The following is a 24,293-nucleotide window of genomic DNA, read 5'->3' on the forward strand; positions in this document are numbered from 1 at the left end:
TATATATTGATAAGGGTAAAATTTATTCCGGAAAATATAGAAATTAATTGTGATTATGGGGATAATTTATTAGAAGTTGCTAGAAAAGCTGATGTTTTTATAGATGCACCTTGTAATGGCAATGTATCTTGTGGAAAATGTAAAGTTAAATTAATAAAAGGTAAAGTAGATACTAAAAAAACTTATCATATAAAAGATGAAGAATGGAATGAAGGATATATTTTAGCTTGTAATTCTAAGGTTATAGAAGATATAGAAATTGAGGTTCCTTCAAAATTATCATCGTCAATGGATAAAATGAAAATAGAAGATTTATCGACTGAGAGAGACAAACAAATATTTCAAAGAACTAAAAAACTGTTAATAGATAATAATATGAAACTTAAATCGTATGTTAGAAAAGACTACATAGAGATAGATATTCCAAATCTTGATGATAATATATCGGATTGGGATAGAATAAAAAGACATTTAAGAAATTATTTAGGGTATACAAAAGTATTTTGTAGACTTCAAATGCTTAGAAAAATACCACATATATTAAGACAAAGTAATTTTAAGGTAACTATAACTCATATACCAAGAGGTAATGATAGAACTACTATAGTAAATATGGAAGAAGGAGATACTACTAATAGGCTTTATGGTGTAGCATTAGATATAGGAACTACATCAGTAGCAGCGTGTTTAGTAGATCTTTATAAGGGAGAACTTATTGCTAAAGCTTCTTCTGGGAATGCTCAAATAAAGTATGGAGCTGATGTTATAAATAGAATAATATATTCAACAAAGAAGGATGGACTTGATCAATTAAATCGTGCAATAATACATGAAACTATAAATCCTCTTCTTAATAAAATGTGTAAAGATTCGGGTGTTGATAAGAATGAAATAATAGCTTTTGTATGTGCAGGAAATACTACAATGTCTCATTTGTTACTTGGAGTTTATCCAGATTATTTAAGACTTGAACCATATATACCAACTTTTTTAAAAGCACCATTTATAAAAGCATCAGAACTTGAACTTGATATAAATCCTGAAACATTTTTATATATAGTTCCATCTGTTGCAAGTTATGTTGGGGGAGATATTACAGCAGGCGTTTTAGCATCTGGAATTTGGGCATCTGATGAAAATGTTCTTTTTATAGATTTGGGTACTAATGGTGAAATAGTATTTGGAAACAAAGATTATTTGATGACTTGTGCTTGTTCAGCTGGGCCTGCATTTGAAGGTGGAGAAATAAGCTGTGGAATGAGAGCTGCAAGTGGAGCAATAGAAAAAGTAAAGATAGATAGAGATACATTTAAACCGAATTTAAAAATAATAGGGGATACTAAGCCAGAAGGAATATGTGGTTCTGGAATTATAGATTTGATAGCTGAAATGATGATAATAGGAATTATAGATAGAAGAGGAAAGATAAATAAAAATATAAATTCTAGAAGGATTAGATTTGATGAACATGGAATAGGAGAATATGTAATAGCTTTTAAAGAAGATTATGATTTAGAGAAAGATATAACTATAACTGAAGTAGATATTGATAGTTTTATAAGAGCTAAAGGAGCTGTTTATTCTGGAGCATCTACGTTAATTGAAAGTTTAGGAATGGATTTTAGTGTAATAGATAAGGTTTATATTGCAGGAGGTATAGGAAATAGTTTGGATATTGAAAAATCAATAATTATTGGACTTTTGCCAGATATAGATAGAAACAAGTTTTCGTATGTAGGAAATAGTTCACTTATGGGATGTTACTTAACTTTAATGAGTGAAGATGCTCGATATAAATTAGAAGAGTGTAGCAATGCTATGACTTATGTTGAATTAAGTGTTTATCCTAGCTATATGGATGAATTTGTATCTGCTTGTTTTTTACCTCATACTAATATAGAGAATTTTCCTACAGTAAAAAAAATACTGGAGGTTTAATATGAAATTAAAAGAGAAAATGGAGAAAGCATTAAAAATTAAAGAATATAATTTTGGCAATAAAATTAATTTTTCTTATCCACATAAGACACTTGCAGTAACTACGACTGGAAATGAATGTAGTTTAAAATGTGCTCATTGTAATGGTCATTATTTAAAGAATATGACTTGTATAGATAATTTATGTGAAAAAATAAGAAAAAGAGAAATAAAGAGTTTTCTTATAAGTGGAGGATGTTCTTTTAAAGGAGATGTTCCAATAATTAGATATGTAGAAGAGATTAGAACTTTAAAACAACAGGGATATAGATTAAATGCTCATTTAGGCCTTATGAGTGAAGAAAATATAAAAAATATATCTAAGTATTTAGATGTTGTTTCTTTTGATTTAGTTTTGGATAATGATACTATAAAAGAAGTTTATAAAATAGATAAGACTAAAGAAGATTATATAAATACATATAAGATATTAAAAAAATATGTAAAGGTAATTCCTCACATCTGTATAGGACTTTATAGAGGAAAAATAAAAGGAGAATATGAAGTATTAAAATTTTTAGAAAAAGAAAATCCTAGGGGAATAACTTTTATAGTACTTATTCCTACTAAGGGAACTGATTATGAAAGTATAAATCCTCCTAAAATAGAAGATGTTATAGATATAATTTGTGAAGCGAGAATAAAATTTCCAAATATTCCAATAAATCTAGGGTGTATGAGACCAAGGGGTAGATATAGAAAAATTTTAGATGAGATGGCTATTTATTCTGGTGTCAATAACATAGTTTTGCCATCTAAAGAAGCTATTGGTAAAGCTGAAAGACTTAGATATGATATACAAATATTAGAGGAGTGCTGTGTGTTATGATTAGAGTATCTTGTGGAACTGCCATGGAGCTTAACATTTTAAATGGAAAATTAGCTATAGCTCCAACTACAGCTTATTTTATGATAGGAAATAAATGTAACAATAAATGTGCATTTTGCTCACAATCTATAGAAAGTACTTCGAGAAAAGATAAGCTTTCTAGAGTATTATGGCCAGAGTTTGAAAAAAAAGAGATACTTAATGCACTTTTAAATTACAAAAAAAACAACATAAAGAGAATTTGTCTTCAAGTTATGGGGAGTAATGAGTCGTTAAAGGAAACTATAGATTTTATAAAATACATAAAATTAAATTTAAATATACCAATATCAGTTTCTGCGAAAATTGAAAATGAAGAAAATTTAAAAAAATTATTTGATATTGGTGTAAATAAAATTGGTATAGCAATAGATGGTGCTAATAAAGAAGTATATGAAAAAGTAAAGGGAGATGATTTTGAACAGAAAATAAAATTTATAAAAGATATGGGAAATAAGTATACAGATAAAATAACTACACATATTATAGTAGGGCTAGGTGAAACTCATGAAGATATATTTATATTATACGAAGATTTAATAAAAAATAATGTAACTGTTAGTTTATTTGCTTTTACTCCTGTAAGAGGTACAAAGCTTGAAAAACATGAGCCTCCTTCTATAGAAAGTTACAGGAGGGTTCAACTTATGACTTATTTAATTAAAAAAGGATATACAAAAGATAAATTTAAGTTTGAAAATGGATATTTAACTTATATATCACCTATAGATATAAGTATTTATGAAGAAATAAAAATGGGAATGCCATTTAAAATATCTGGGTGTAAATATTGTAATAGACCTTATTATAATGAAAGACCAGGAGGAACAATATATAATTATTCTAGAAGTTTAAACAGAGAAGAATGTAGTAATGCTATATTAGAGCTTAATATGGAATTAAAGGAGTATTAATGATCGGAAGTTAATATAATTCCGATATTTTTTTGCAAAATGTTTGACTTGAAAATGTTTTCCTCGACATGTTATAATGTTAAATATAAAATAAATGACATTAAATGGGGGATAATATGGAAAAATGGAGAATTATAAAGAATACTACATATAATGCTTATATGAATATGGCAATAGATGAAGCTATAATGATAGCTCATAGGGAAGGAAAGGTAGAACCAACTCTTAGATTTTATACATGGAAACCAGCGTGTATTAGTATTGGGTATTTTCAAAAATTAGAAAAAGAAATAGATTTAGATAAGTGTAAAGAGCTTAATATAGATTATGTCAGAAGAACTACAGGAGGAAGAGCTGTTCTTCACGATGATGAACTTACATATAGTATAGTAGTTAGAGAAAATCATCCTTTAATGGATGGAGGAATAATTAAGTCGTATAAATTTATAAGTGAAGGACTTTGTAAGGGATTAAGTTTGTGTGGAGTAAAAACAGATGAATTGTCAAGAGGAGAGAGAATAGGGAGAGAGAATTTATCATCAGCTTGTTTTAATGCTCATTCAGCTTATGAAGTGACTATTAATAATAAAAAAGTTATAGGGAGTGCTCAGACTAGAAAGGATGGTATAATTCTTCAACATGGATCTATAATATTAAATTTTGATGTGAATAAGTTATTTTCAGTTATAAAGATACGTGATGAGAAACAAAAAGAAAGACTTATAAGGTTTACAGCAAATAAAGCTAGTGGGATAGAAAATGAAACAAAAATTAAAATAGATATTAATATATTACAAGAAAATATAGTTAAAGCTTTAAAAGAACATTTTAAAGTGGAGTTTTATGAATGTAATCTTACTGAATATGAGATAAGTATTGCAAATGAGCTTTATAAAAAGTATTCAAGTGATGAATGGAATAAGAAGAGGTAATGTATTTTAGTATCTATGCAAACGTTTGCGCAGATGCTAAAATATGAAATAAAATAATATGAAAAGGAGATGTTTTATGGACAGGAAAAAAGTTATTAGTAAAATTACTATCTTTTTGATGATTTTGAGTTTTGTTGTATTATCAAGTAAAAGTAGTTTGTATTCTTATACGCAGGAAAATGATTTTACGTTTAATGTGATGGCGCCACTTCATGTTGATGATTGGAGTAAGTTTGAGTATGAATTAGCCATGGCAAAAGATATAGGAGTAGATGCAGTAAGTGTTGATGTTTGGTGGGGAGATGTTGAAAAAAATGATAATCAATTTAATTGGGACTACTATGATCAGGTATTTAAAAAAATAAAGGAAGCAGGACTTAAGATTGTTCCTATTATGTCTTTTCATCAATGTGGAGGGAATGTAGGAGATAGTTACAATTCATATTTGCCAAATTGGATATGGGATAAATATAATGGAAAAAAATATATGAAGAAAACTCTTAACTATGATGATTTAAAATACAAAAGTGAATTAGGAAATACAAGTGCTGAATATTTATCATTGTGGGTAGATGATTTAGTAAGTAATGAATACATAGATTTTATGAATGCTTTTGAAGAACATTTTAAGGAGTATAAAGACGATTTTATAGAAATTAATATAAGTTGCGGACCAGCAGGAGAACTTCGTTATCCTTCTTATAATGCTCATGATAATAATAATTTTTATAGTGGATTTCCTAATAAAGGATATTTGCAATGTTATTCTGATTTGGCACAAGAAGATTTTAGAAAATATATATTGGAAAAGTATAAAAATTTACAAGGAGTAAATAAAGCTTGGGGATTGAATTTAAATAATACAAAGGAAATAACACCACCTATGGATGGAGGTAATTTCTTTTATGGAGAAGGAAAAGCATATTTAAATTCATCATATGGAAAAGATTTTATTGAATGGTATAATAAAAGATTAGTTAATCATGGAAGAAATATGATTACTTATGCTTTAAAAGCTTTTGATGATGAATTATCAAATGTTCAGTTGGGAATTAAAATTCCAGGTATTCATTGGCAGATAAACAATGGAAATTATCCTAGAACAGCAGAAATTAATGCAGGAATTATTAATACTGATTTTAGCGAACAAAATGGATATGGATATAATCCGATTATGCATATGATAAAAGATTTTAATGGAAAAGTAGTGCTTCATTTTACATGTTTAGAAATGAATAATGGAAGTGGAGGAGAATATACATCGGCAGCTAAAACATTAGTTAGATGGGTAGGTAACGCTGCAAGCAATAATGGAGTAGAAATTAAAGGAGAAAATGCTTTGAATGCAGGAAATGATGATAAACAATTTTGGGATAATATAAAAGATGCATTAGATAATTATCATTATAAAGGTATTACAATTTTAAGAATGAATGATGCTGTATATGGAGATTCAAATAAATATTATCATGAATTAATAAACAGTAAGAAGTTAAATGTAAATAATAAGGTAAGCATTACATTTAGAGTTAATAATGCACATACAATTTTTGGAGAAGAAATATATGTAGTTGGAAATCATTCGCAACTTGGAAATTGGGATCCGAATAAAGCAGTAAAATTATTTGCATATAAATATCCTTCGTGGACTGTAACTGTAGATGGATTTGAAAAGGGAAGTAATATAGAATTTAAGTTTATAAAAAAGTCAAAAAATGGATTGGAATGGGAAAATATCGAGGATAATAGAATGTACAATGTAAATAGTGAGGTAGGGGAGTATGTAACAGATTGGAATGAAAAAAGATAGAGTTTGTTTATATACTATATTGACCATGAATATTTTTGCATGATATACTAGAATTGGAATTAAATATTAAAAGTTTAAATCATGAGGATTTCTTTAGGGCTCTTGAAAGAGCTTTAGGGAAGTCTTTTTGCTTATTTATAAGGAGGGATTTTTATGTGTGAGTCAACAGCTTATTTGATTAGAGAAGATGGGCTTGAAAAAATAATGGATAATGTAGTGTATATGAAACCAGAAGATGGAAAAGTGTATTTATCTGATCTTTTAGGAGACCAGAAAATAGTAGATGGAGAGGTTAAAGAAATTAGACTTATAGATCATAAAATAATAATACAAGAAAAATAAATTAAAATATTTGGGGGATAAGATATGATTATAGCAGTAATAGATGGGATGGGAGGAGGAATAGGCTCTCAAATTGTATCAAATTTAAGAGATGAGCTTCCTTCTTATATAGAAATATATGCACTAGGGACTAATTCAATAGCTACTTCAGCTATGATGAAAAGTCATGCAAATAAAGGAGCTACAGGAGAAAATGCAATATGTGTTTCTTGTAAAAAGGCAAATGTTATAATAGGACCTATATCTATAATAATGCCTAATTCTATGATGGGAGAAGTAACTACTAAAATAAGTGAAGCTGTGTGTGATGCAGAGGGGATGAAAATACTTCTTCCGTTAATGCCTGAAAACTTTGAATTAGTAGGACTTGAAAATAAGCCTTTAATGCTTTTAATAAAAGATGCAGTCAAGCTTATAAAAAAAGAGTTTAATATAAAATAGGGGGAAAATTATGAATAAGTTTGAATTTAGATTTCATCATGATCATTATATTAAAAATGATCATTATCATCATGATAGCCATGGCGCTTCTGGTGAAAGCAAGGATGAGAAAACTTTAAGAGTACTTCTTGTACATTGGGTTAATCACAATCAGTCGCATGAAGAAAGTTTTAGGGAATGGGTTGAAAAATCTAAAGAAATGGGAAAAGAGGAAGTTTCATCTTACATAGAAAAGGCAATAGAATATATGCAAAAAGCCAATGATATGCTGATTGAAGCTAAAAAACATATGTAGTTAAAATACTTGAAATACTAATTTTTAGTTAGTATTTCAAGTATAAAAAATATTGACTTATGATAGTTAATGTGGTATTATTATTTTTGTCAGCGAGGTAAAGTAATACGTGGAGAAGTACTCAAGTGGCTGAAGAGGCTCCCCTGCTAAGGGAGTAGGTCTTTTACAGGGCGCGAGGGTTCAAATCCCTCCTTCTCCGCCAGTGAAAAAACAACTTACATTTTGTAAGTTGTTTTTTTGTATTTTGTAAAATATAATATATAATTATAAGTATTATATATATTTGTAAATCAGGGGGAGTAATATGTTGAGTAATATAGATATTAATGAATATAAAAAGCTTAAGTTACAAAATGAAGATTTAAAAGTTAAAAATATAACTATAAATAAAGAACTTCAAGAATGCAGGGGCATAAAGTGGCTTTTGAGTCAGCTTATTAAAGTGTTTGGTACTTTAGATTCGTTTGAAAATTTGATGAGAAATACTACTGATGTACTTATGGGAATATTAGGGGTAGATACTTGTGCTGTATGGATAAAAAAAGATGATAAAGATGAATATGTAACTTATTCAAGGAGTGTCTATAATAGCAATAGATATGAAGTTAATGAATGTAGAAAATTACCAGAGTGTTTATTAAAATTTAAAGAAACATCACTTTTAGATATTAATAATAAATCTATATTAATAGCTCCTTTAGAAGATTTTAGAACCAATAATAAGTTGGGTTTTATTGTAGCAGAACATAAAAATAAGAATTTTTTTACCAAAACAACTATAGATTTTTTTAATATATTAGCTATTCAAATAAGTATAGTTGTTATTAATTCTAAACTTTTTGAAAAAATTAATGAGATAACTAATAAAGATGCTTTGACGAATTGTTATAATAGAAATTATTTTGAAAAACTAATGTTAAATATGAATACTAATCAAAGAGATTATACTCTTGCTGTTTTTGATTTAGATAATTTCAAAAAAGTAAACGATATTTTAGGACATGAAAGAGGAGATGAAATTTTAGTTGAAATTGGAAAATTGGCGATGAATATAGTAAAACGATATAATGGAGAAGTTATAAGGTATGGAGGAGATGAATTTATAATTATATTATTTAAACCTTTAAATGAAGCGATAAAAATATTAGAAAATTTTAGGAAAAGTGTTCCGGGTATTGAACTTATTAAGAAAATTGGTATTAATATTACTGTAACAATAGGAGTGGCCTCTTATTCTGAGACTGTAACTGAAATGAAAAATATATTTACTGTTGCAGATATGGCATTGATAAAAGGTAAAAAAAGAGGAGAAAAAAATACAATACATATAGGTTATAATAAATATAGATAAAGATTGCCCTATATCTTAATTTTAAATTAAGATATAGGGATGTTTATGTTAAATGTTTTTTTTGAGTAGATATTCTCCTAGTGATTTTATATTTTCTTCGATTAAAAGTTGTCCTATTTTTAAAGGTATGATTTTATCGTGTTCAAAATAAATTATGTTGTTTCCTGATTTATCTATTCCTTTCATTGTGTGTAGTATTATATTAATTGTTTGTTTGCTTCCTATTATGCTGTAATTGTCTTTGTATATTTCGATATTTATGGGGATAATGTAATTTGTTTTATATTCTAAGTTAAAATTATTTTTGATAAATTTATAGCTGGATAATTTTAATTTATAAGTATTATCTAAAAAATTTATTTCAATAAATTTTTCATTGGTATCAATTATGTCTTTGATTTTAAATAATTTTCCCAAATAATAAATATCTTCATAATTGTGAAGTAGTATTTTTTTCTTTAAATTTTCATCTTTGTTTAATTCGAATTTTTTATAGAGATCAATACTTTCTTTTCCACTTATTGTGTCTTTTCTTTCAATTCCTATTAATTTTTCAACTGTTTTGAGTTTACAGTTTTCAAGTCCTAATTTTTGTTTGTAAGGTTTTACTATTTTTAATATATCAATATTTTTATTTTTATCTATAAAAAAATTTAAATTGTTTTTTTCAAATCTCTGATTTAAAAATGGAATATCAAATCTATGACCATTGAATGTTATATGGTTTTTGAAGTTTTTAAATATTTCTTTAAAATAAAATAGAATTTCTTTTTCTTCATCGGTATTATGAGCGAAGAATTGTTGGATTATAGTTTGATTATTTTTTATGTATAGAATTCCGATTAATATTACTTTATTGTACTTGGGGCTAAGGCCTGTAGTTTCTATGTCAAATACGCAATGATTATTTGGAATATTTATTATTTCATTGAGTTTATGAGTTATTATATCCATATCATCACCTCGAATTAGTTTTATGTTTATATATTTTGACTATAATAATAATATCATAAGTTATTGTGGTATTATATTGTTTAGGTGATATTTTATGAGATTAAATTATAATAATTTAAGTGAAAATCAAAAAGCAGCAGTAAATCATTTTAAAGGACCATGTATGGTATTAGCAGGACCTGGGTCGGGAAAGACGAGAGTGATAAGTTATAGGATAATTAATTTGATTGAAAATTTAAATGTAAATCCTGAAAATATATTAGCTATAAGTTTTACAAGAGCTTCTAGTATAGAAATGAGGGATAAAAGTGTAAAGTTATCTTCAATAGAAGGGATAAATAAGGTTAGTTTTGGAACATTTCATTCTGTGTTTTTTAAGATATTGAGAAGTTTTAGAGGATATAAATTGGAAAATATATTAGATGAAAAAGAGAAAAAATATATTATCAAGAATATATTAAAGAGTATGAATATAGAAAATGGAGAGGAAGAAGAAATTATAAATGGAGTAATAAATGAAATATCTTTTTTAAAAAACGAGCTTATGAATATATATGATTTTGAATCGAGTATAATATCAAAAGATGAATTTTTGAAAGTATATATTATGTATGAAAATTATAAAGATGATATGAAGAAGATAGATTTTGATGATATGCTTATTAATACTTATAATCTTTTAAGAGAAAATGAAAATATACTAAATATAATTAGGAGAAGATATAAATATATTTTGATAGATGAGTTTCAAGATATAAATAAAGTTCAATTTGAAGTTTTAAAGCTAATATCAAAGCCGTTTGAAAATATATTTGTAGTAGGAGATGAGGATCAAAGTATTTATGGCTTTAGGGGGGCTAGACCTGATTTTTTATTAGAATTTGAAAAGTATTTTTCATCTGTTAAAATTATAGTATTAGATATAAACTATAGATCTACTATTAATATAATAAAAAAATCATGTAAATTAATTAGCAACAATAAAAAAAGATATATTAAAAATATAAAGGGAGTAAAGGGATATGGAGAGGATATAGTAATTATAAATCCTGATGATTCTGAAGAAGAAGCAAAAAAAATAGGCAATCTAATACTTGAAAATATTAGCAAATTTAATTTGCAATATTCCGATTTTGCTGTTATTTATAGAACGAATATACAATCACGTGCTTTGATAGATGTTTTTATGGATATGAATATACCTTTTATGATTAGAGATACTGTAGTTAGTATTTATGATCATTGGGTTGTAAAAGATATAATATCTTATTTGAAAGTATCTATTGATAATACTTTAAAAGAAGAATTTTTTAGGATAATAAATAAGCCTTTTAGGTATATTTCAAAGGAAAGTATAAAAATGGCCATGACAGATGGAAACTTTTTAGACAATATTAAAATGAAATGCGGTTTGAAGCCATGGCAAATAAACACTATAGAAGAATTAGAGAGTGATCTTAATTATATAAAAACCATGTCTGCAAAAGATGCTATATCATATATAAGGACAAGTTGTGAATATGATAGGTACTTAATTGAGTACTGTGAAAAGAGAAAAATCAAAATTACAGGATTATTTGAAGTATTAAGTGAAATTGAGGGTTCAGCTTCTAATTTCAGCAATATATGTGATTATTTAACTCATATAGAGAATGTAAAAGAAGAAATTTCAAAACAAAAAAGTGAAAATTGCAAAGATAGAGTAACTTTTACTACAATTCACTCGGCTAAAGGGCTTGAATTTAAAAATGTATTTATAGTAGGAGCGATAGAAGGTGTAATTCCTCATGATAAATCACTTGAAAAAGATGAATACGTAGAAGAAGAAAGAAGACTTTTTTATGTTGCTATGACTAGAGCTATGGATAAATTGTATATTTTAAGTCCTAAAAATAAATATGGAAAAAAGGCATGTATATCAAGATTTGTAGAAGAAATTAATGAACCAATAAAAAAAGAATTGTATTCGAGTATATATTAAAAATAGAGAGGAATTCCTCTCTATTTTTAATATATACCTTCTTCAAATATTTTTTTTATTTCATTAATATCGTTAGTTTTTCCGAGAGCTAACATTAATTTGATTCGAGCTTTTTGTCCAGGGAGATCTCCTCCTAATATACATCCGAGATCTATTAAATTTCTACCAGCACCTTCATATCCATAGGTGTCTAAAACTCTTCCAGAGTGACATCTAGATACTATGACAATAGGAACATTTTTTTCTTTAGCATATTTTATTCCATCAAGCATAGTAGGGGGAATATTACCTCTTCCCATGGCTTCTATAACAATGCCTTTGGCACCTGAGTCTATTGAGAATTTTATAAATTTAGAATTCATTCCAACTCCAACTTTAATTAAATCGACATTTTCTTCTATTTTATGAGTATGTATATGTTGTCTTCTTATTATATCTCTGTGAAGTATTAATACATTATTATCTATTATTCCTAAAGGGCCATATGTTAAAGATTTAAAAGTATCAAGACTTAATGTATTTGTTTTTGTAACTTCTGATGCTAAGTTTACTTCGTTATTCATAACGACTAAAACACCTTTATTTTGTGCTTTATCTGATATTACAGTACAAACAGCCGCTGCTAGATTGCTTGGACCATCATAACCAAGTTCTGAACTGTTTCTCATTGCTCCAACTACAACTACAGGTTTTTGAGTATAGAGAGTTAAATCTAGAAAATATGCAGTTTCTTCTAAAGTATCAGTGCCGTGAGTTATGACAACACCAGATATATCATCTTTATTGATAATGTCATTTACTAAATTTTTTAGTTCCATCATTTTTTGGGGAGTCATATGAGGGCCGGGAATTTCTGCAAAATTTACAACTTCAATATCTGCGATTGTATCTATGTTTGTAACCATAGACATTATTTGTTCTCCAGAAAGGGAAGGAATAGCAGCACCGATTCTAGGATCTACAGTCATAGATATGGTTCCCCCAGTAAAAATTATAGCAACCTTTTTTTTATTCATATTATACCTCCTCTTTAATAAATATAATAATTATATTATAACATTATTACTTAAATTTGAGAAAAAAAAAATCCTGCCATATTGGCAGGCCACATCCATGGATGTGAAAAATCCGTTCAAAAGGGGTATTGGGAATAGAGATTTTATTGAGGTTACCAGGGGGATAACCACTGAATATAGTTTAACAAAATACGACATATTTTTCAATAGGTTTTTGAAAAAAATTTTAAAATTTTATAGATAATCATAGAGTTTTGTTTAAATGTGTTGATAAGTTGTATATTTTTTGTTATTTAAAAATTTTTTTACGGTTAAAATATATTATAATAAAAAATAAGTATTAACTTTACAATGAAAATCAAATAATATAATATATTATTTGGTTTTGAGAATTTTATAGAAGGTGATGTGAATGGAAATATATTTGGATAATAGTGCAACTACTAAATCGTATAGAGAAGTTGTCGATAAAATGATTTACGCTTTAACAGAGGAATATGGAAATCCTTCGTCAATTCATCGAAAAGGGGTAATTGTCGAAAGAGAAATAAAAAATGTTAGAAATGAAATTGCTAAATTTTTAGGAGTAAAAGAAAAAGAGATATTTTTCACATCGGGAGGAACAGAGTCGAATAATACAGCTATAAGAGGTATTGCTTATGCTAATAAAAGAAGTGGGAAGCATTTAATAACTACTAAAATAGAACATCCTTCTGTACTTAATACTTTTAAAGATTTAGAAAGCGAAGGATATGTTGTTACATATTTAGATGTAGATGATAAAGGTTTAATAGATTTTGAGGAGTTTAAAAGAGCTTTAAGGGAAGATACAATACTTGTAAGTATAATGCATGTAAATAATGAAGTAGGAAGTATTCAGCCAGTAGATAAAATAGGAAGGTATTTATCTAAGCTTAAAAGGAAGGTATATTTTCATGTAGATGCAGTTCAATCGTTTGGTAAAATAGAGTTTAAACCTTCTAGGTATAATATTGATTTGTTATCTGTGAGTGGTCATAAAATACATGGTCCAAAGGGAATAGGATTTTTATATGTAAAAGAAAACACTAAAATAAAACCTATTTTAACTGGTGGTGGACAAGAAAGTTCATTTAGGTCTGGAACTGAAAATGTTCCTGGAATTTTGGGACTTGGTGAAGCTATAAGGATTACAATGACTAATATAAAAAGTAATATAGAAAATATTAAAAATTTAAGAGAGTTATTGTTAAAAGAAATAAAAAATAATGTAGATGATATAAAAGTAAACAGTAGTGATGATGGTGTTTGTCATATTTTAAATGTATCTTTTTTGGGAATAAAAGGAGAAATACTTCTTCATTATTTAGAAGAGGATAATATTTATGTTTCAACGGGGTCTGCTTGTTCATCTAAAAAAAAGGGAAGTCATGTATTGCTTTCAATGGGGCTTTCTGATAAAGAAATAGAAGGTGCTATAAGATTTAGTTTATCTTGTATGAATAGTGAAGATGAAATTAAAAAAGTTGTTAAAATAGTAAAAATGAGGGTTGAAGAACTTAGAAATATAATAAATAAGAGGTGATTATTTTGTATAATGTAGTTATCGCAAGATATGGTGAAATAGGAATAAAAGGGAGAAATAGATATATATTTGAAGATAAGCTTGTTAAAAATATAAAAAATTCATTAAAAGAATTGGGAAAATTAAATGTGTATAAGCAATATGGAAGAATATATATAGATGTAGAAGATTATGATTATGAAACTATAATAGATGAAGCAAAAAAAGTATTTGGTATAGTTGCTTTAACTCCTGCTATAAAATTGGAAAATGATTATGACAAATTAAAAAAAGCAGCTCTTGAACTTGTAAAAGAAAAAATAGAATTTGAAGATGTAAAAACATTTAAAGTAGAATCTAAAAGGACGGATAAAAGTTTTAGATTAAATTCAATGGAGATGAGTAGGGATATAGGTGGCTATATTTTATCTAATTTAGGAGATAAAATAAAAGTAGATGTTCATAATCCTGATGTGAAAGTAGAAGCTGAAATGAGAGCGGAATGTGCTGTAGTTTATGTAGATAAAATAGAAGGGTATGGAGGATTACCAATTGGAACTAATGGAAAGGCAATGGTGCTTTTATCTGGAGGAATAGATTCTCCTGTAGCTGCTTGGATGATTGCAAAAAGAGGAGTTGAGATAGAGGTAATACACTATCATAGTTATCCTTTTACGAGTGAAAGGTCAAAGGAAAAAGTTGAAGACCTTGCTAGAATTTTATCCAAATATTGTGGTAGAATAAAGATGCATAATGTAAATCTTCTCCCTATTCAAAAGGAAATAAATAAAAATTGTAAAGAAGAAGAGATGACAATAATTTCTAGAAGGTTTATGATGAGAATAGCCCAAAGAGTTGCTCTTTCTAGGGGTTGCAATGCACTTGTTACTGGAGAAAGTATAGGTCAAGTTGCATCACAGACCATTCAAGGACTTACTGTTACAAATTCTTCTGTAGATATACCTGTTTTTAGACCACTTATTGCCATGGATAAGAGTGAAATAGTAGAATTTGCTAAAAAAATAGGGACATATGAGACTTCTATAATACCAGAAGAAGATTGTTGTACAGTATTTTTGCCGAAAAATCCTGTAACAAAGCCTAAACTTGAGAAAATAATAAAATCAGAAGAAAATCTTGATGTAGAAAAACTTATAGATGAAGCTGTTGAAAATATTGAGGTAAAAGAAATAATGTTTTAATAAAAAATGTTGGAGTGAAGTTTAATCTCTCCAACATTTTTTATAACGAATAAAATCTTTAGAATGAAGACTTTTTTATATATAATTTATGAAGCTTTTTTTGCTTTAATTGTTAATCCGTATTTTTCAAATATTTTATTTGCCTTTTGAACATCTTCATCAGTTGCATCTGGAATTCCTTTAAGAGGATATTCATACCCAAGTTCTTCCCATTTAAATTCTCCCATTGAATGATAAGGGAGAACTTCTATATTTTCGACATTTTTAAGATTTGAAACAAATTTTGCAAGACTTTCTATGTCTTTTTCGTTATCTGTGATACCAGGAACTAATACGTATCTTATCCAAGTAGGAATATTTCTTTTTTCTAAGTGTTTAGCTAAATTTAATGTTTTATCATTAGATACTCCTGTTAGTTCTTTAAAAGCATTTTTATCTATATGTTTTATATCTAAAAGAACTAAGTCTGTATAATCTAAAATAGGATCTATCACATCTATATCTACAAACCCTGAAGTGTCTATAGCGGTGTGGATTCCATTTGCTTTAGCTTCAAATAATAATTTTTTTAAAAATTCTGGTTGAAGAGTAGGTTCTCCACCTGATACAGTAAGTCCTCCACCTGAAGTTTTCATAAAAGGAATGTATTTTCTTATATCATCCATAAGCTCAGTTACAGTGTATTCTTTTCCGCCTTTAGTAGACCAAGTATCTCTATTGTGACAATATTTACATCTTAAAGGGCAACCTTGAGTAAATATTATATATCTTATTCCTGGACCATCTACAGTCCCAAAAGTTTCTATAGAATGAATTTTACCTTTAATTGACATAAAAAATCACCGCCTAATTGATAAACTTTTAGCCGAGAGATAATATTTCTCTCGGCTGTATTAAATTACATTTTTCCGTGGAAAGTTCTGTTTATAACATCTAGTTGTTGTTCTTTTGTTAATTTTATAAAGTTAACAGCATATCCAGATACACGTATTGTAAGTTGTGGATATTTTTCTGGGTGTTCCATGGCATCAAGTAATGTTTCTCTATCAAATACGTTGACATTTATATGATGTCCAGATTGAACGAAATATCCATCAAGTAAGTATGCTAAGTTATTAATTCTTTCTTCTTCAGTTTTACCGATAGCTCCAGGAACTACAGTAAATGTATAAGAAATACCATCTTGAGAATGTTCGTATGGAAGTTTAGCAACAGAAGATATAGAAGCTAAGCAACCTTTAGTATCTCTTCCGTGCATTGGGTTTGCACCTGGTGCAAATGGTTCTCCAGCTTTTCTTCCATCAGGAGTATTACCAGTTTTCTTACCATAAACTACGTTTGAAGTTATAGTTAATATTGATTGAGTAGGTAAAGCATTTCTGTAAGTTTTATTCTTTCTTATTTTATCCATAAATCTTTTTACTAAATCAGCAGCTATTGAATCAACTCTATCATCGTTGTTTCCGAATTTAGGGAAATCTCCTTCAGTTTCGAAATCAACAGCCATACCATTTTCATCTCTAATAACTTTAACTTTTGCATATTTTATAGCTGATAAAGAGTCAGCACATACAGAAAGTCCAGCTATACCACAAGCCATAGTTCTGAATACATCTCTATCATGTAGAGCCATTTCTACTTTTTCATAGCAGTATTTATCATGCATATAGTGAATTATATTTAATGCATTTACATATAAATTAGCAAGCCAATCTAAGAACATATCGAATTTTTTCATAACTTCATCATAATCAAGATATTCAGAAGTTATAGGTTCAAATTTTGGTCCAACTTGAATTCCTTTTTTCTCATCTTTACCGCCATTTATAGCATAAAGAAGAGCTTTTGCAAGGTTACATCTAGCTCCAAAGAATTGCATTTGTTTTCCTATTCTCATTGCAGAAACACAACAAGCAATTCCGTAATCGTCTCCCCAATATGGTCTCATTAAGTCATCATTTTCATATTGGATAGAACTTGTATCTATAGAAACTTTAGCACAGAATTTTTTAAAGTTTTCTGGAAGATCTTTAGACCAAAGTACAGTTAAGTTTGGTTCTGGAGCAGGTCCTAAAGTGTATAATGTATTTAGTATTCTGTATGAAGTTTTAGTAACAAGTGTTCTTCCGTCAACACCCATACCACCAATTGATTCAGTTACCCAAGTTGGATCTCCAGAGAATAATTCATTGTATTCAGGAGTTCTTAAAAATCTAACCATTCTAAGTTTCATAACAAAGTGGTCCATTATTTCTTGAGCTTCTTCTTCTGTTAAAACTCCATTTTTGATATCTCTTTCAAAGTATATATCAAGGAAAGTAGATACTCTACCTAAGCTCATAGCAGCTCCATTTTGCTCTTTAACTGCTGCAAGGTAACCAAAGTAAGTCCATTGAACAGCTTCTTTAGCATTAGTAGCAGGTTTAGATATATCAAAACCATATTCTGCAGCCATTTCTTTTAATTCTTTTAATGATTTTATTTGTTCAGATATTTCTTCTCTTAATCTTATAGTTTCTTCATCCATTGTAAGAACATTTAAAGAATTTTTTTGTTCTTCTTTATCTTCTATTAATCTATCTATACCGTAAAGAGCAACTCTTCTGTAATCTCCTATTATTCTACCTCTACCATAAGCATCTGGAAGACCAGTTATTATACCAGCACTTCTAGCAGCTCTCATTTCTGGAGTGTAAACATCAAATACTCCGTCATTGTGAGTTTTTCTATATTTAGTAAAAGCTTCTTTAATAGATGGATCAAGTTCATATCCATAAGCTTTACATGAATTTTCAACCATTCTTATTCCACCAAAAGGCATTACAGCTCTTTTAAGTGGAGCATCTGTTTGAAGTCCAACTATTACTTCTAAATCTTTATCTATATAACCAGCTTTGTGAGAAGTTATAGTTGAAACTGTTTTAGTGTCGACATCAAGAGTTCCGCCTTTTTCCACTTCTTCTTTCATTAAATCTGAAACTTTATCCCATAATTTTTTAGTTTTTTCAGTAGCTCCAGTTAAGAAAGAATAATCTCCTTCGTATGGAGTGTAGTTAAGTTGTATAAAGTCTCTTACATCGATTTCTTTACACCATTTACCTTCTTTGAAGTTTTCCCATGCTTTTGTCATTGCAAAATCACTCCTTTTGTTAAATCATCTACAATATATCTTACGAATATATAATAACATAATTTTGAAGAATTTTGTATACAATATGCTAAATGTTACAAAAAATTAATATTTATATATTTTTGAAGTGATTTGACGTATTATATGAAAATAATTATTGCATAATGTCAATAATATATATATAATTGTAAAGATGAGCAAATGATAAGAAGATGAAAGGAAAGAGGATATAAATATGAATAATTTTACGTTTGAAGAATTAAATTTATCAGAGGAAATAAAAAAAGCTATAGCTGATATGGGTTTTGAACAACCATCACCTATTCAAGCTAAAGCAATACCGTATATATTACAAGGAAGAGATATAATTGGGCAGGCTCAAACAGGTACAGGAAAAACAGCAGCTTTTGGTATGCCTATATTAGATATAGTGAATTCGCAAGATAAAAGCTTACAAGTATTAGTTTTGTGTCCTACAAGAGAACTTGCTATTCAAGTAGCTGGAGAAATAAGAAAACTTGCAAAATATAAACATGATATAAAGACTTTACCAGTGTATGGAGGTCAACCTATTGATCGTCAAATCAAAGCATTAAAAAAAGGGGTTCAGATAGTTATAGGTACTCCAGGTAGAGTTATAGATCATATAAACCGTAAAACGTTAAAAATGGGCAATGTAAAAATGGTCGTATTGGATGAAGCAGATGAAATGCTTGATATGGGATTTAGAGATGATATAGAAGAAATTTTACAAAAGGTTCCAGAAAATAGACAGACTATCTTCTTTTCAGCTACTATGCCTAAAGCGATATTAGATCTTACTAAAAAGTATCAAAAAAATCCTGAAATTGTAAAAGTTGTTCATAGAGAATTAACTGTTCCAAATATAGAACAATTTTATATTGAAACAAGAGAAAAAAATAAACTTGAAGTTTTGACTAGACTGATAGATATATATAATCCGAAATTATCTGTGATATTTTGTAATACTAAGAAGAAAGTCGATGAATTAGTAGGAGACCTTCAAGCAAGAGGATATTTTGCTGATGCTCTTCATGGAGATTTAAAACAAGCACAAAGAGATAATGTTATGAGTAAATTTAGAAATGGAACGATTGAAATATTAGTTGCAACAGATGTAGCTGCAAGAGGTATTGATGTAGATGATGTAGAGTGTGTGTTTAATTATGATTTTCCACAAGATGATGAGTATTATGTTCATAGAATAGGTAGAACAGGGCGTGCTGGAAGAAAAGGCAAAGCATTTTCTTTTGTTTCAGGCAAGGAAATGTATAAATTAAGAGATATAAAAAAATACACTAAGACAAAAATAAATAGACATGAAATACCTTCTCTTAGTGATGTTGAAGAAATAAAAACTAATTTATTTTTAGAAAAAGTAAAGAGTGTTATAGAAGAAGGTCATTTAACAAAGCAAGTTAAGTTTATTGAAAAGTTGATTGAAGAAGATTATACTTCTTTAGATATAGCTGCAGCATTGCTTAAAATGTCAATGGGTGATCAGATTAAAGAAGAAATAAGAGAAGAAATCTTTGAAAATACTGGTGCAGAAGAGGGAATGGTAAGGTTATTTATCAATATAGGAAGAAGACATAAAGTTAAAGCGAAAGATATAGTTGGAGCTATTGCTGGAGAAACTGGAATTTCGGGAAAATTAATTGGAACGATAGATATTTATGATAGATATACTTTTGTTGAAGTTCCAAGGGAATATGCTAAAGATGTACTTGAAATTATGAAAAATATTAAGATAAAGGGTAAAAAAATAAATATAGAACCTGCCAATAAAAAATAGAAAAAGGGTGTCTTATAGATACCCTTTTTCTATTTAAAATACGAGTTTTAATCTTTTTAATCTGTTTTTTAATTCATTAATAATTTTTTTCTCTTCTTCATAATCTTTAGCTTCAAATGTTACAGAGATTCTAAGAAAAGACCCAGCATCATCCCAAGGTATAGTTGAAACTAGGGCGTTTTTAAGTATGAAATTTGAAGCATCTTCTGCATTTTTGAATTTATAACCAGATTTTGTTCCTTTAGGTATAGGGACATAAGTATAAAAAGTTCCTTTTGGTTTTTTGGCATCAAACCCAATTTCTTTTAAAGCTTTTATTAATAAATCAAATCTTCTTGAATATCTTAAGCAGTTTTCTTTTATAATTTCAGGGTGGTTTAAAGCATATACACCTGCTTTTTGTATAGCTCTAAATTGACCAGAATCAGTATAACCTTTTATATTAGAATATACTTTTATTATTTTTTCGTTCCCTACAATAAAAGCAAGTCTCCATCCGGTCATATTGTATGATTTAGATAAAGAATGAATTTCAACACCTACATCCATGGCACCGTCTACAGATAAAAAGCTCAAATGATTATTATCAAACACAATAGCACTGTATGCAGCATCGGATACAACTAATATATTATTTTTATAAGCGAAATCTACAACTTTTTCATAAAATTCTCTTGTAGCTATTTGCCCTGTTGGATTATTGGGATAATTTATATATAGTAATTTTGTTTTTTTTAATATATCTTTTGGGATTTTAGAAAAATCTGGATAAAAATTATTTTCTTTATACAATGGAATGTTATAAACATCTCCTCCTAAAAACTTTGTATAATTAGACAGTATAGGATATCCTGGAACAGTGGCGAGAGTGATGTCTCCAGGATTTATAAAACACAAGGGAAGCATAGCTAAAATAGATTTAGATCCAATGCCGTGCATAATATTTTTATATGGATCTAAATTTTTTATATTATATAATTTTTTTAAAAAATTTGCAGCGGCTTCTTGAAATTCTGGTATACCGTTATCAGCGTATAATCTATTTTCAGGTTTTGTGCATTCGCTACAGAGTGTTTTACATATTTCAATGTGAGCTGGAATATCAGGTTCTCCGACTCCTAAATCTATTATAGGTATGTTTGGATATGATTTTTTTATTTTTTCTTTTTCTTTTTTTATTTTTTCAAATTTATATGTTTTAGATTTTTTAAAAAAATTTACTCCATTTAAACGATTAGCAATTTTGTTATCGAAAAAGTCCATCGAATCTCCCCCTTAGATGTAAAATCAAATCTTTAAATTATTTTATTAGTTATTGAAGAATTTTGATACTTTATTATTCTACAAAAATAGTTAAATTTTTATGAAGGAAAAAAGTAATATTTTATAGAAGTTATCTAAAAGTATTTTAGATAATTGCAAAACTCATTGAATTAAAAAATTTTTAAAAAAGAAATATAAAAGAACGTTCATTTCAGATAACTTTTGAAAAAACTAAACTTTATATAATGAAAAATCTTAAACCTTCAAAACTCACTTCGTTCAAACATTGAAGGTTTTTAACAGATTTTTCATTACATCTCAGTAAGTTTTTTTACAAAAGTTATCAGAGTCATTCACTTATCTTTATATATTTCTTTTTTATGGATTTAGGATTTTATAATAAGTTAAAAGTATTTATATAGGGGGGGATAGTATTGAACATAGGCTATAAAATAGATCATAGAAATTTAATAGTTAAGTTGCATGGTGAATTAGATCATCATATAGCTGAAGATGTAAGAGAAGAAATTGACATTGCTATTGAGCAAAATTCCATTAAAAATGTAATTTTTGATTTTAAAGATATAAATTTTATGGATTCTTCTGGGGTAGGTGTAGTTATAGGGAGATATAGAAAAGTATCGAAAACAGGAGGAAAGGTAGTAGCAATAAATTTGAATAAACATGTAAAAAGAATATTTGATTTATCTGGGATGAACAAAATAATAGGGGTTTATAATAACTATGAAGAAGCGAAAGCTTCTTTATAAGGGGGGGATTTATAGAATGAAGAATTATATGGAAGTTAGTTTTTTAGCTAAATCTGAGAATGAAGCTTTTGCTAGAGTTGTAGTTGCTTCTTTTGCATCTCAATTAGATCCTACTATAGATGAAATTGCAGATATAAAAACTGCTGTATCAGAAGCTGTTACAAATTCTATAATTCACGGATATGATGAGGATGAAACTAAGCTTGTATATTTAAAATGCGAAATAGAAGGAGATATTATAAAAATAGTAGTAGAGGATAATGGAAAGGGAATAGAAAATATAGAAATGGCTAAGCAACCACTTTATACATCAAAACCTGAACTTGAGAGATCAGGCATGGGATTTACTGTTATGGAGACATTTATGGATGAAATGGAAGTTTCTTCGATTTTAGGTGAAGGAACTAAAATAGTTATGAAAAAAAGAATTAAATCTAAAAGAGAATATTAGAGGTAATAAATATGTCAATGCCTGCCTTTAAAGAAGAAAAAAAAGATTTGCTTAGCCATGAAGAAACACTTAGACTTATTAAAAAAGCTCAGAATGGAGATAATGAAGCAAAAAATAAATTAATAGAAAGTAATTTAGGACTTGTAAGAAGTGTTGTAAACAAGTTTATGAATATAGGTTATGAGAGAGATGATTTATTTCAATTAGGTTCAATTGGACTTATTAAGGCTATATATAAGTTTAATGATGAATTTAATGTTAAATTTTCTACATATGCAGTTCCTATGATATTAGGGGAAATAAAAAGATATTTAAGAGATGATGGAATGATTAAGGTTTCTAGATCTTTAAAACAATTGGCAACTAAAGTAAAAATAGAAACTGAAAAATTATCTAAAAAATTGGGAAGAGAACCTACCATTGAAGAAATTTCAAAATCTTTAGGAGTTTGTAAAGAGGATATTGTCATGGCTTTAGAATCGAGTTCTTCAGTTGAATATTTATATGGAGTAATACATGAAGATGAAGGTTCTCCTATTTATTTAATAGATAAAATAAGTCAAGATAAAACTATAGATGATGAAAAAATTATAGATAATTTACTTTTAAAACAAGTGTTAAATAAATTAGAAAAAAGAGAAAGACAAATTATCATGCTTAGATATTTTGAAGATAAGACGCAAACTGAAATAGGAAAAATGCTTGGAATTTCTCAAGTACAAGTTTCACGTATAGAAAAGAAGGTTTTAAATAAGTTGAAGAATATGATAAGTTAAAGAATATCCCAATATTGTTAAATAATGATATTGGGATATTTTTATTTTTTTTTGTAAATAATAAAAATATAAAAAGGTGCTTTTAACAGCTAAATAAAATCTGAAAAAACATATAAGAATCTATTGACTATTTTATACATTAGATTTAATGATAATAGTTCATGTTTTTTATGCTAAGCTTTATGGTAGTAGAAGTTATAAACAGAAAAAACTAAAAAAAGAGATAAAGGGGATTCTAGAAAATGGGGTTCAAGAAGAAAAATGAAAATAGTATTATATTATGCAAAAAAATTCAAATATATCCTACAAAAGAACAAATAGCAGATATAGAAAGAGATAGCTTTTTATGTAAACTCCTTTATAATACTTATTTAGCTCAAAGAAAAGAATATTATACTTGTTACAATAAAAACATGAAAATGTCAGAACAGCGAAATCAAATTAAGTTACTTCGTAAGCAA

At 27.8% G+C, this 24,293-nt stretch carries 22 protein-coding genes and 1 tRNA gene; 18 read left to right on the forward strand and 5 right to left on the reverse strand.

Annotated elements, in window-relative coordinates; translation table 11 throughout:
- Window positions 1-6 precede the first annotated feature (6 nt).
- The 10 genes from acsV (at window position 7) to BUA19_RS06630 (ending at window position 8,930) form a co-directional block, all read left to right on the forward strand.
- The gene (gene acsV, locus BUA19_RS06585) at window positions 7-1,938 is read left to right on the forward strand and encodes a corrinoid activation/regeneration protein AcsV (protein WP_072724930.1); all 1,932 of its coding nucleotides are present in this window, start codon (window positions 7-9) and stop codon (window positions 1,936-1,938) included.
- 1 nt (window position 1,939) lies between these two features.
- Window positions 1,940-2,806, forward strand: a complete 867-nt coding sequence (locus tag BUA19_RS06590; protein ID WP_072724932.1) for a radical SAM protein — start codon at window positions 1,940-1,942, stop codon at window positions 2,804-2,806.
- Window positions 2,803-3,759, forward strand: a complete 957-nt coding sequence (locus BUA19_RS06595; protein ID WP_072724934.1) for a radical SAM protein — start codon at window positions 2,803-2,805, stop codon at window positions 3,757-3,759. Before BUA19_RS06590 ends, BUA19_RS06595 begins: the two co-directional genes overlap by 4 nt.
- 116 nt (window positions 3,760-3,875) lie before the next feature.
- On the forward strand, window positions 3,876-4,691 hold the full coding sequence (locus BUA19_RS06600) for a lipoate--protein ligase family protein (RefSeq protein WP_072724935.1): 816 nt from the start codon (window positions 3,876-3,878) through the stop codon (window positions 4,689-4,691).
- 76 nt (window positions 4,692-4,767) lie between these two features.
- Window positions 4,768-6,501, forward strand: coding sequence for a family 14 glycosylhydrolase (locus BUA19_RS06605; protein WP_178137462.1), 1,734 nt, complete (start codon window positions 4,768-4,770; stop codon window positions 6,499-6,501).
- A 153-nt stretch (window positions 6,502-6,654) separates the two neighbouring features.
- Window positions 6,655-6,843 (forward strand): CooT family nickel-binding protein, encoded by a 189-nt coding sequence (locus BUA19_RS06610; RefSeq protein ID WP_072724937.1) that lies wholly within the window; start codon window positions 6,655-6,657, stop codon window positions 6,841-6,843.
- A 24-nt stretch (window positions 6,844-6,867) separates the two neighbouring features.
- Window positions 6,868-7,284, forward strand: a complete 417-nt coding sequence (locus BUA19_RS06615; RefSeq protein ID WP_072724939.1) for a DUF3842 family protein — start codon at window positions 6,868-6,870, stop codon at window positions 7,282-7,284.
- A 10-nt stretch (window positions 7,285-7,294) separates the two neighbouring features.
- Window positions 7,295-7,579: a hypothetical protein gene (locus tag BUA19_RS06620; RefSeq protein WP_072724940.1), complete on the forward strand. Its 285-nt coding sequence runs from the start codon at window positions 7,295-7,297 to the stop codon at window positions 7,577-7,579.
- Between the two features lie 111 nt (window positions 7,580-7,690).
- Window positions 7,691-7,781 (forward strand) — tRNA-Ser (locus BUA19_RS06625).
- 102 nt (window positions 7,782-7,883) lie between these two features.
- Complete coding sequence (locus BUA19_RS06630) at window positions 7,884-8,930, forward strand: GGDEF domain-containing protein (protein ID WP_072724942.1); 1,047 nt, start codon at window positions 7,884-7,886, stop codon at window positions 8,928-8,930.
- Between the two features lie 48 nt (window positions 8,931-8,978).
- On the opposite strand, the gene BUA19_RS06635 is transcribed toward BUA19_RS06630, so the two are convergent.
- Complete coding sequence (locus BUA19_RS06635) at window positions 8,979-9,884, reverse strand: ribonuclease H-like domain-containing protein (protein ID WP_072724945.1); 906 nt, start codon at window positions 9,882-9,884, stop codon at window positions 8,979-8,981.
- A 94-nt stretch (window positions 9,885-9,978) separates the two neighbouring features.
- Between BUA19_RS06635 and BUA19_RS06640 the strand changes: the two genes are divergently transcribed.
- On the forward strand, window positions 9,979-11,865 hold the full coding sequence (locus BUA19_RS06640; RefSeq protein WP_072724947.1) for an ATP-dependent helicase: 1,887 nt from the start codon (window positions 9,979-9,981) through the stop codon (window positions 11,863-11,865).
- Window positions 11,866-11,891: 26 nt separating this feature from the next.
- On the opposite strand, the gene BUA19_RS06645 is transcribed toward BUA19_RS06640, so the two are convergent.
- Window positions 11,892-12,881: an asparaginase gene (locus BUA19_RS06645; protein WP_072724949.1), complete on the reverse strand. Its 990-nt coding sequence runs from the start codon at window positions 12,879-12,881 to the stop codon at window positions 11,892-11,894.
- A 412-nt stretch (window positions 12,882-13,293) separates the two neighbouring features.
- Between BUA19_RS06645 and BUA19_RS06650 the strand changes: the two genes are divergently transcribed.
- Together BUA19_RS06650 and thiI are read left to right on the forward strand one after the other, a co-directional pair.
- Window positions 13,294-14,445 (forward strand): cysteine desulfurase family protein, encoded by a 1,152-nt coding sequence (locus tag BUA19_RS06650; protein WP_072724952.1) that lies wholly within the window; start codon window positions 13,294-13,296, stop codon window positions 14,443-14,445.
- A gap of 5 nt (window positions 14,446-14,450) precedes the next feature.
- On the forward strand, window positions 14,451-15,626 hold the full coding sequence (thiI, locus tag BUA19_RS06655; RefSeq protein ID WP_072724954.1) for a tRNA uracil 4-sulfurtransferase ThiI: 1,176 nt from the start codon (window positions 14,451-14,453) through the stop codon (window positions 15,624-15,626).
- Between the two features lie 86 nt (window positions 15,627-15,712).
- Here the strand turns inward: thiI and pflA are convergent, their stop codons facing one another.
- Together pflA and pflB are read right to left on the reverse strand one after the other, a co-directional pair.
- Window positions 15,713-16,459, reverse strand: a complete 747-nt coding sequence (gene pflA / locus BUA19_RS06660) for a pyruvate formate-lyase-activating protein (protein ID WP_072724956.1) — start codon at window positions 16,457-16,459, stop codon at window positions 15,713-15,715.
- A 65-nt stretch (window positions 16,460-16,524) separates the two neighbouring features.
- A complete protein-coding gene (pflB, locus tag BUA19_RS06665) occupies window positions 16,525-18,756 on the reverse strand; it encodes a formate C-acetyltransferase (protein ID WP_072724958.1) in 2,232 nt (743 codons plus the stop codon).
- Window positions 18,757-18,991: 235 nt separating this feature from the next.
- On the opposite strand from pflB, the gene BUA19_RS06670 reads away from it, so the two are divergent.
- Complete coding sequence (locus BUA19_RS06670; RefSeq protein ID WP_072724960.1) at window positions 18,992-20,572, forward strand: DEAD/DEAH box helicase; 1,581 nt, start codon at window positions 18,992-18,994, stop codon at window positions 20,570-20,572.
- 33 nt (window positions 20,573-20,605) lie between these two features.
- Here BUA19_RS06670 and BUA19_RS06675 read toward each other — a convergent pair whose 3' ends face one another.
- A complete protein-coding gene (locus BUA19_RS06675; RefSeq protein ID WP_072724962.1) occupies window positions 20,606-21,835 on the reverse strand; it encodes an LL-diaminopimelate aminotransferase in 1,230 nt (409 codons plus the stop codon).
- A 434-nt stretch (window positions 21,836-22,269) separates the two neighbouring features.
- Between BUA19_RS06675 and spoIIAA the strand changes: the two genes are divergently transcribed.
- The 4 genes from spoIIAA to BUA19_RS06700 all read left to right on the forward strand — a co-directional run.
- On the forward strand, window positions 22,270-22,605 hold the full coding sequence (gene spoIIAA / locus BUA19_RS06680; protein ID WP_072724964.1) for an anti-sigma F factor antagonist: 336 nt from the start codon (window positions 22,270-22,272) through the stop codon (window positions 22,603-22,605).
- A 16-nt stretch (window positions 22,606-22,621) separates the two neighbouring features.
- On the forward strand, window positions 22,622-23,056 hold the full coding sequence (gene spoIIAB, locus BUA19_RS06685) for an anti-sigma F factor (RefSeq protein WP_072724966.1): 435 nt from the start codon (window positions 22,622-22,624) through the stop codon (window positions 23,054-23,056).
- An 11-nt stretch (window positions 23,057-23,067) separates the two neighbouring features.
- A complete protein-coding gene (sigF, locus tag BUA19_RS06690; RefSeq protein WP_072724967.1) occupies window positions 23,068-23,832 on the forward strand; it encodes an RNA polymerase sporulation sigma factor SigF in 765 nt (254 codons plus the stop codon).
- A gap of 242 nt (window positions 23,833-24,074) precedes the next feature.
- The coding region (locus BUA19_RS06700; RefSeq protein WP_178137463.1) for a helix-turn-helix domain-containing protein at window positions 24,075-24,293 on the forward strand (219 nt) is incomplete at its 3' end.

It is taken from the genome of Tepidibacter thalassicus DSM 15285 (genome assembly GCF_900129915.1).
Lineage (GTDB): Bacteria > Bacillota > Clostridia > Peptostreptococcales > Peptostreptococcaceae > Tepidibacter > Tepidibacter thalassicus.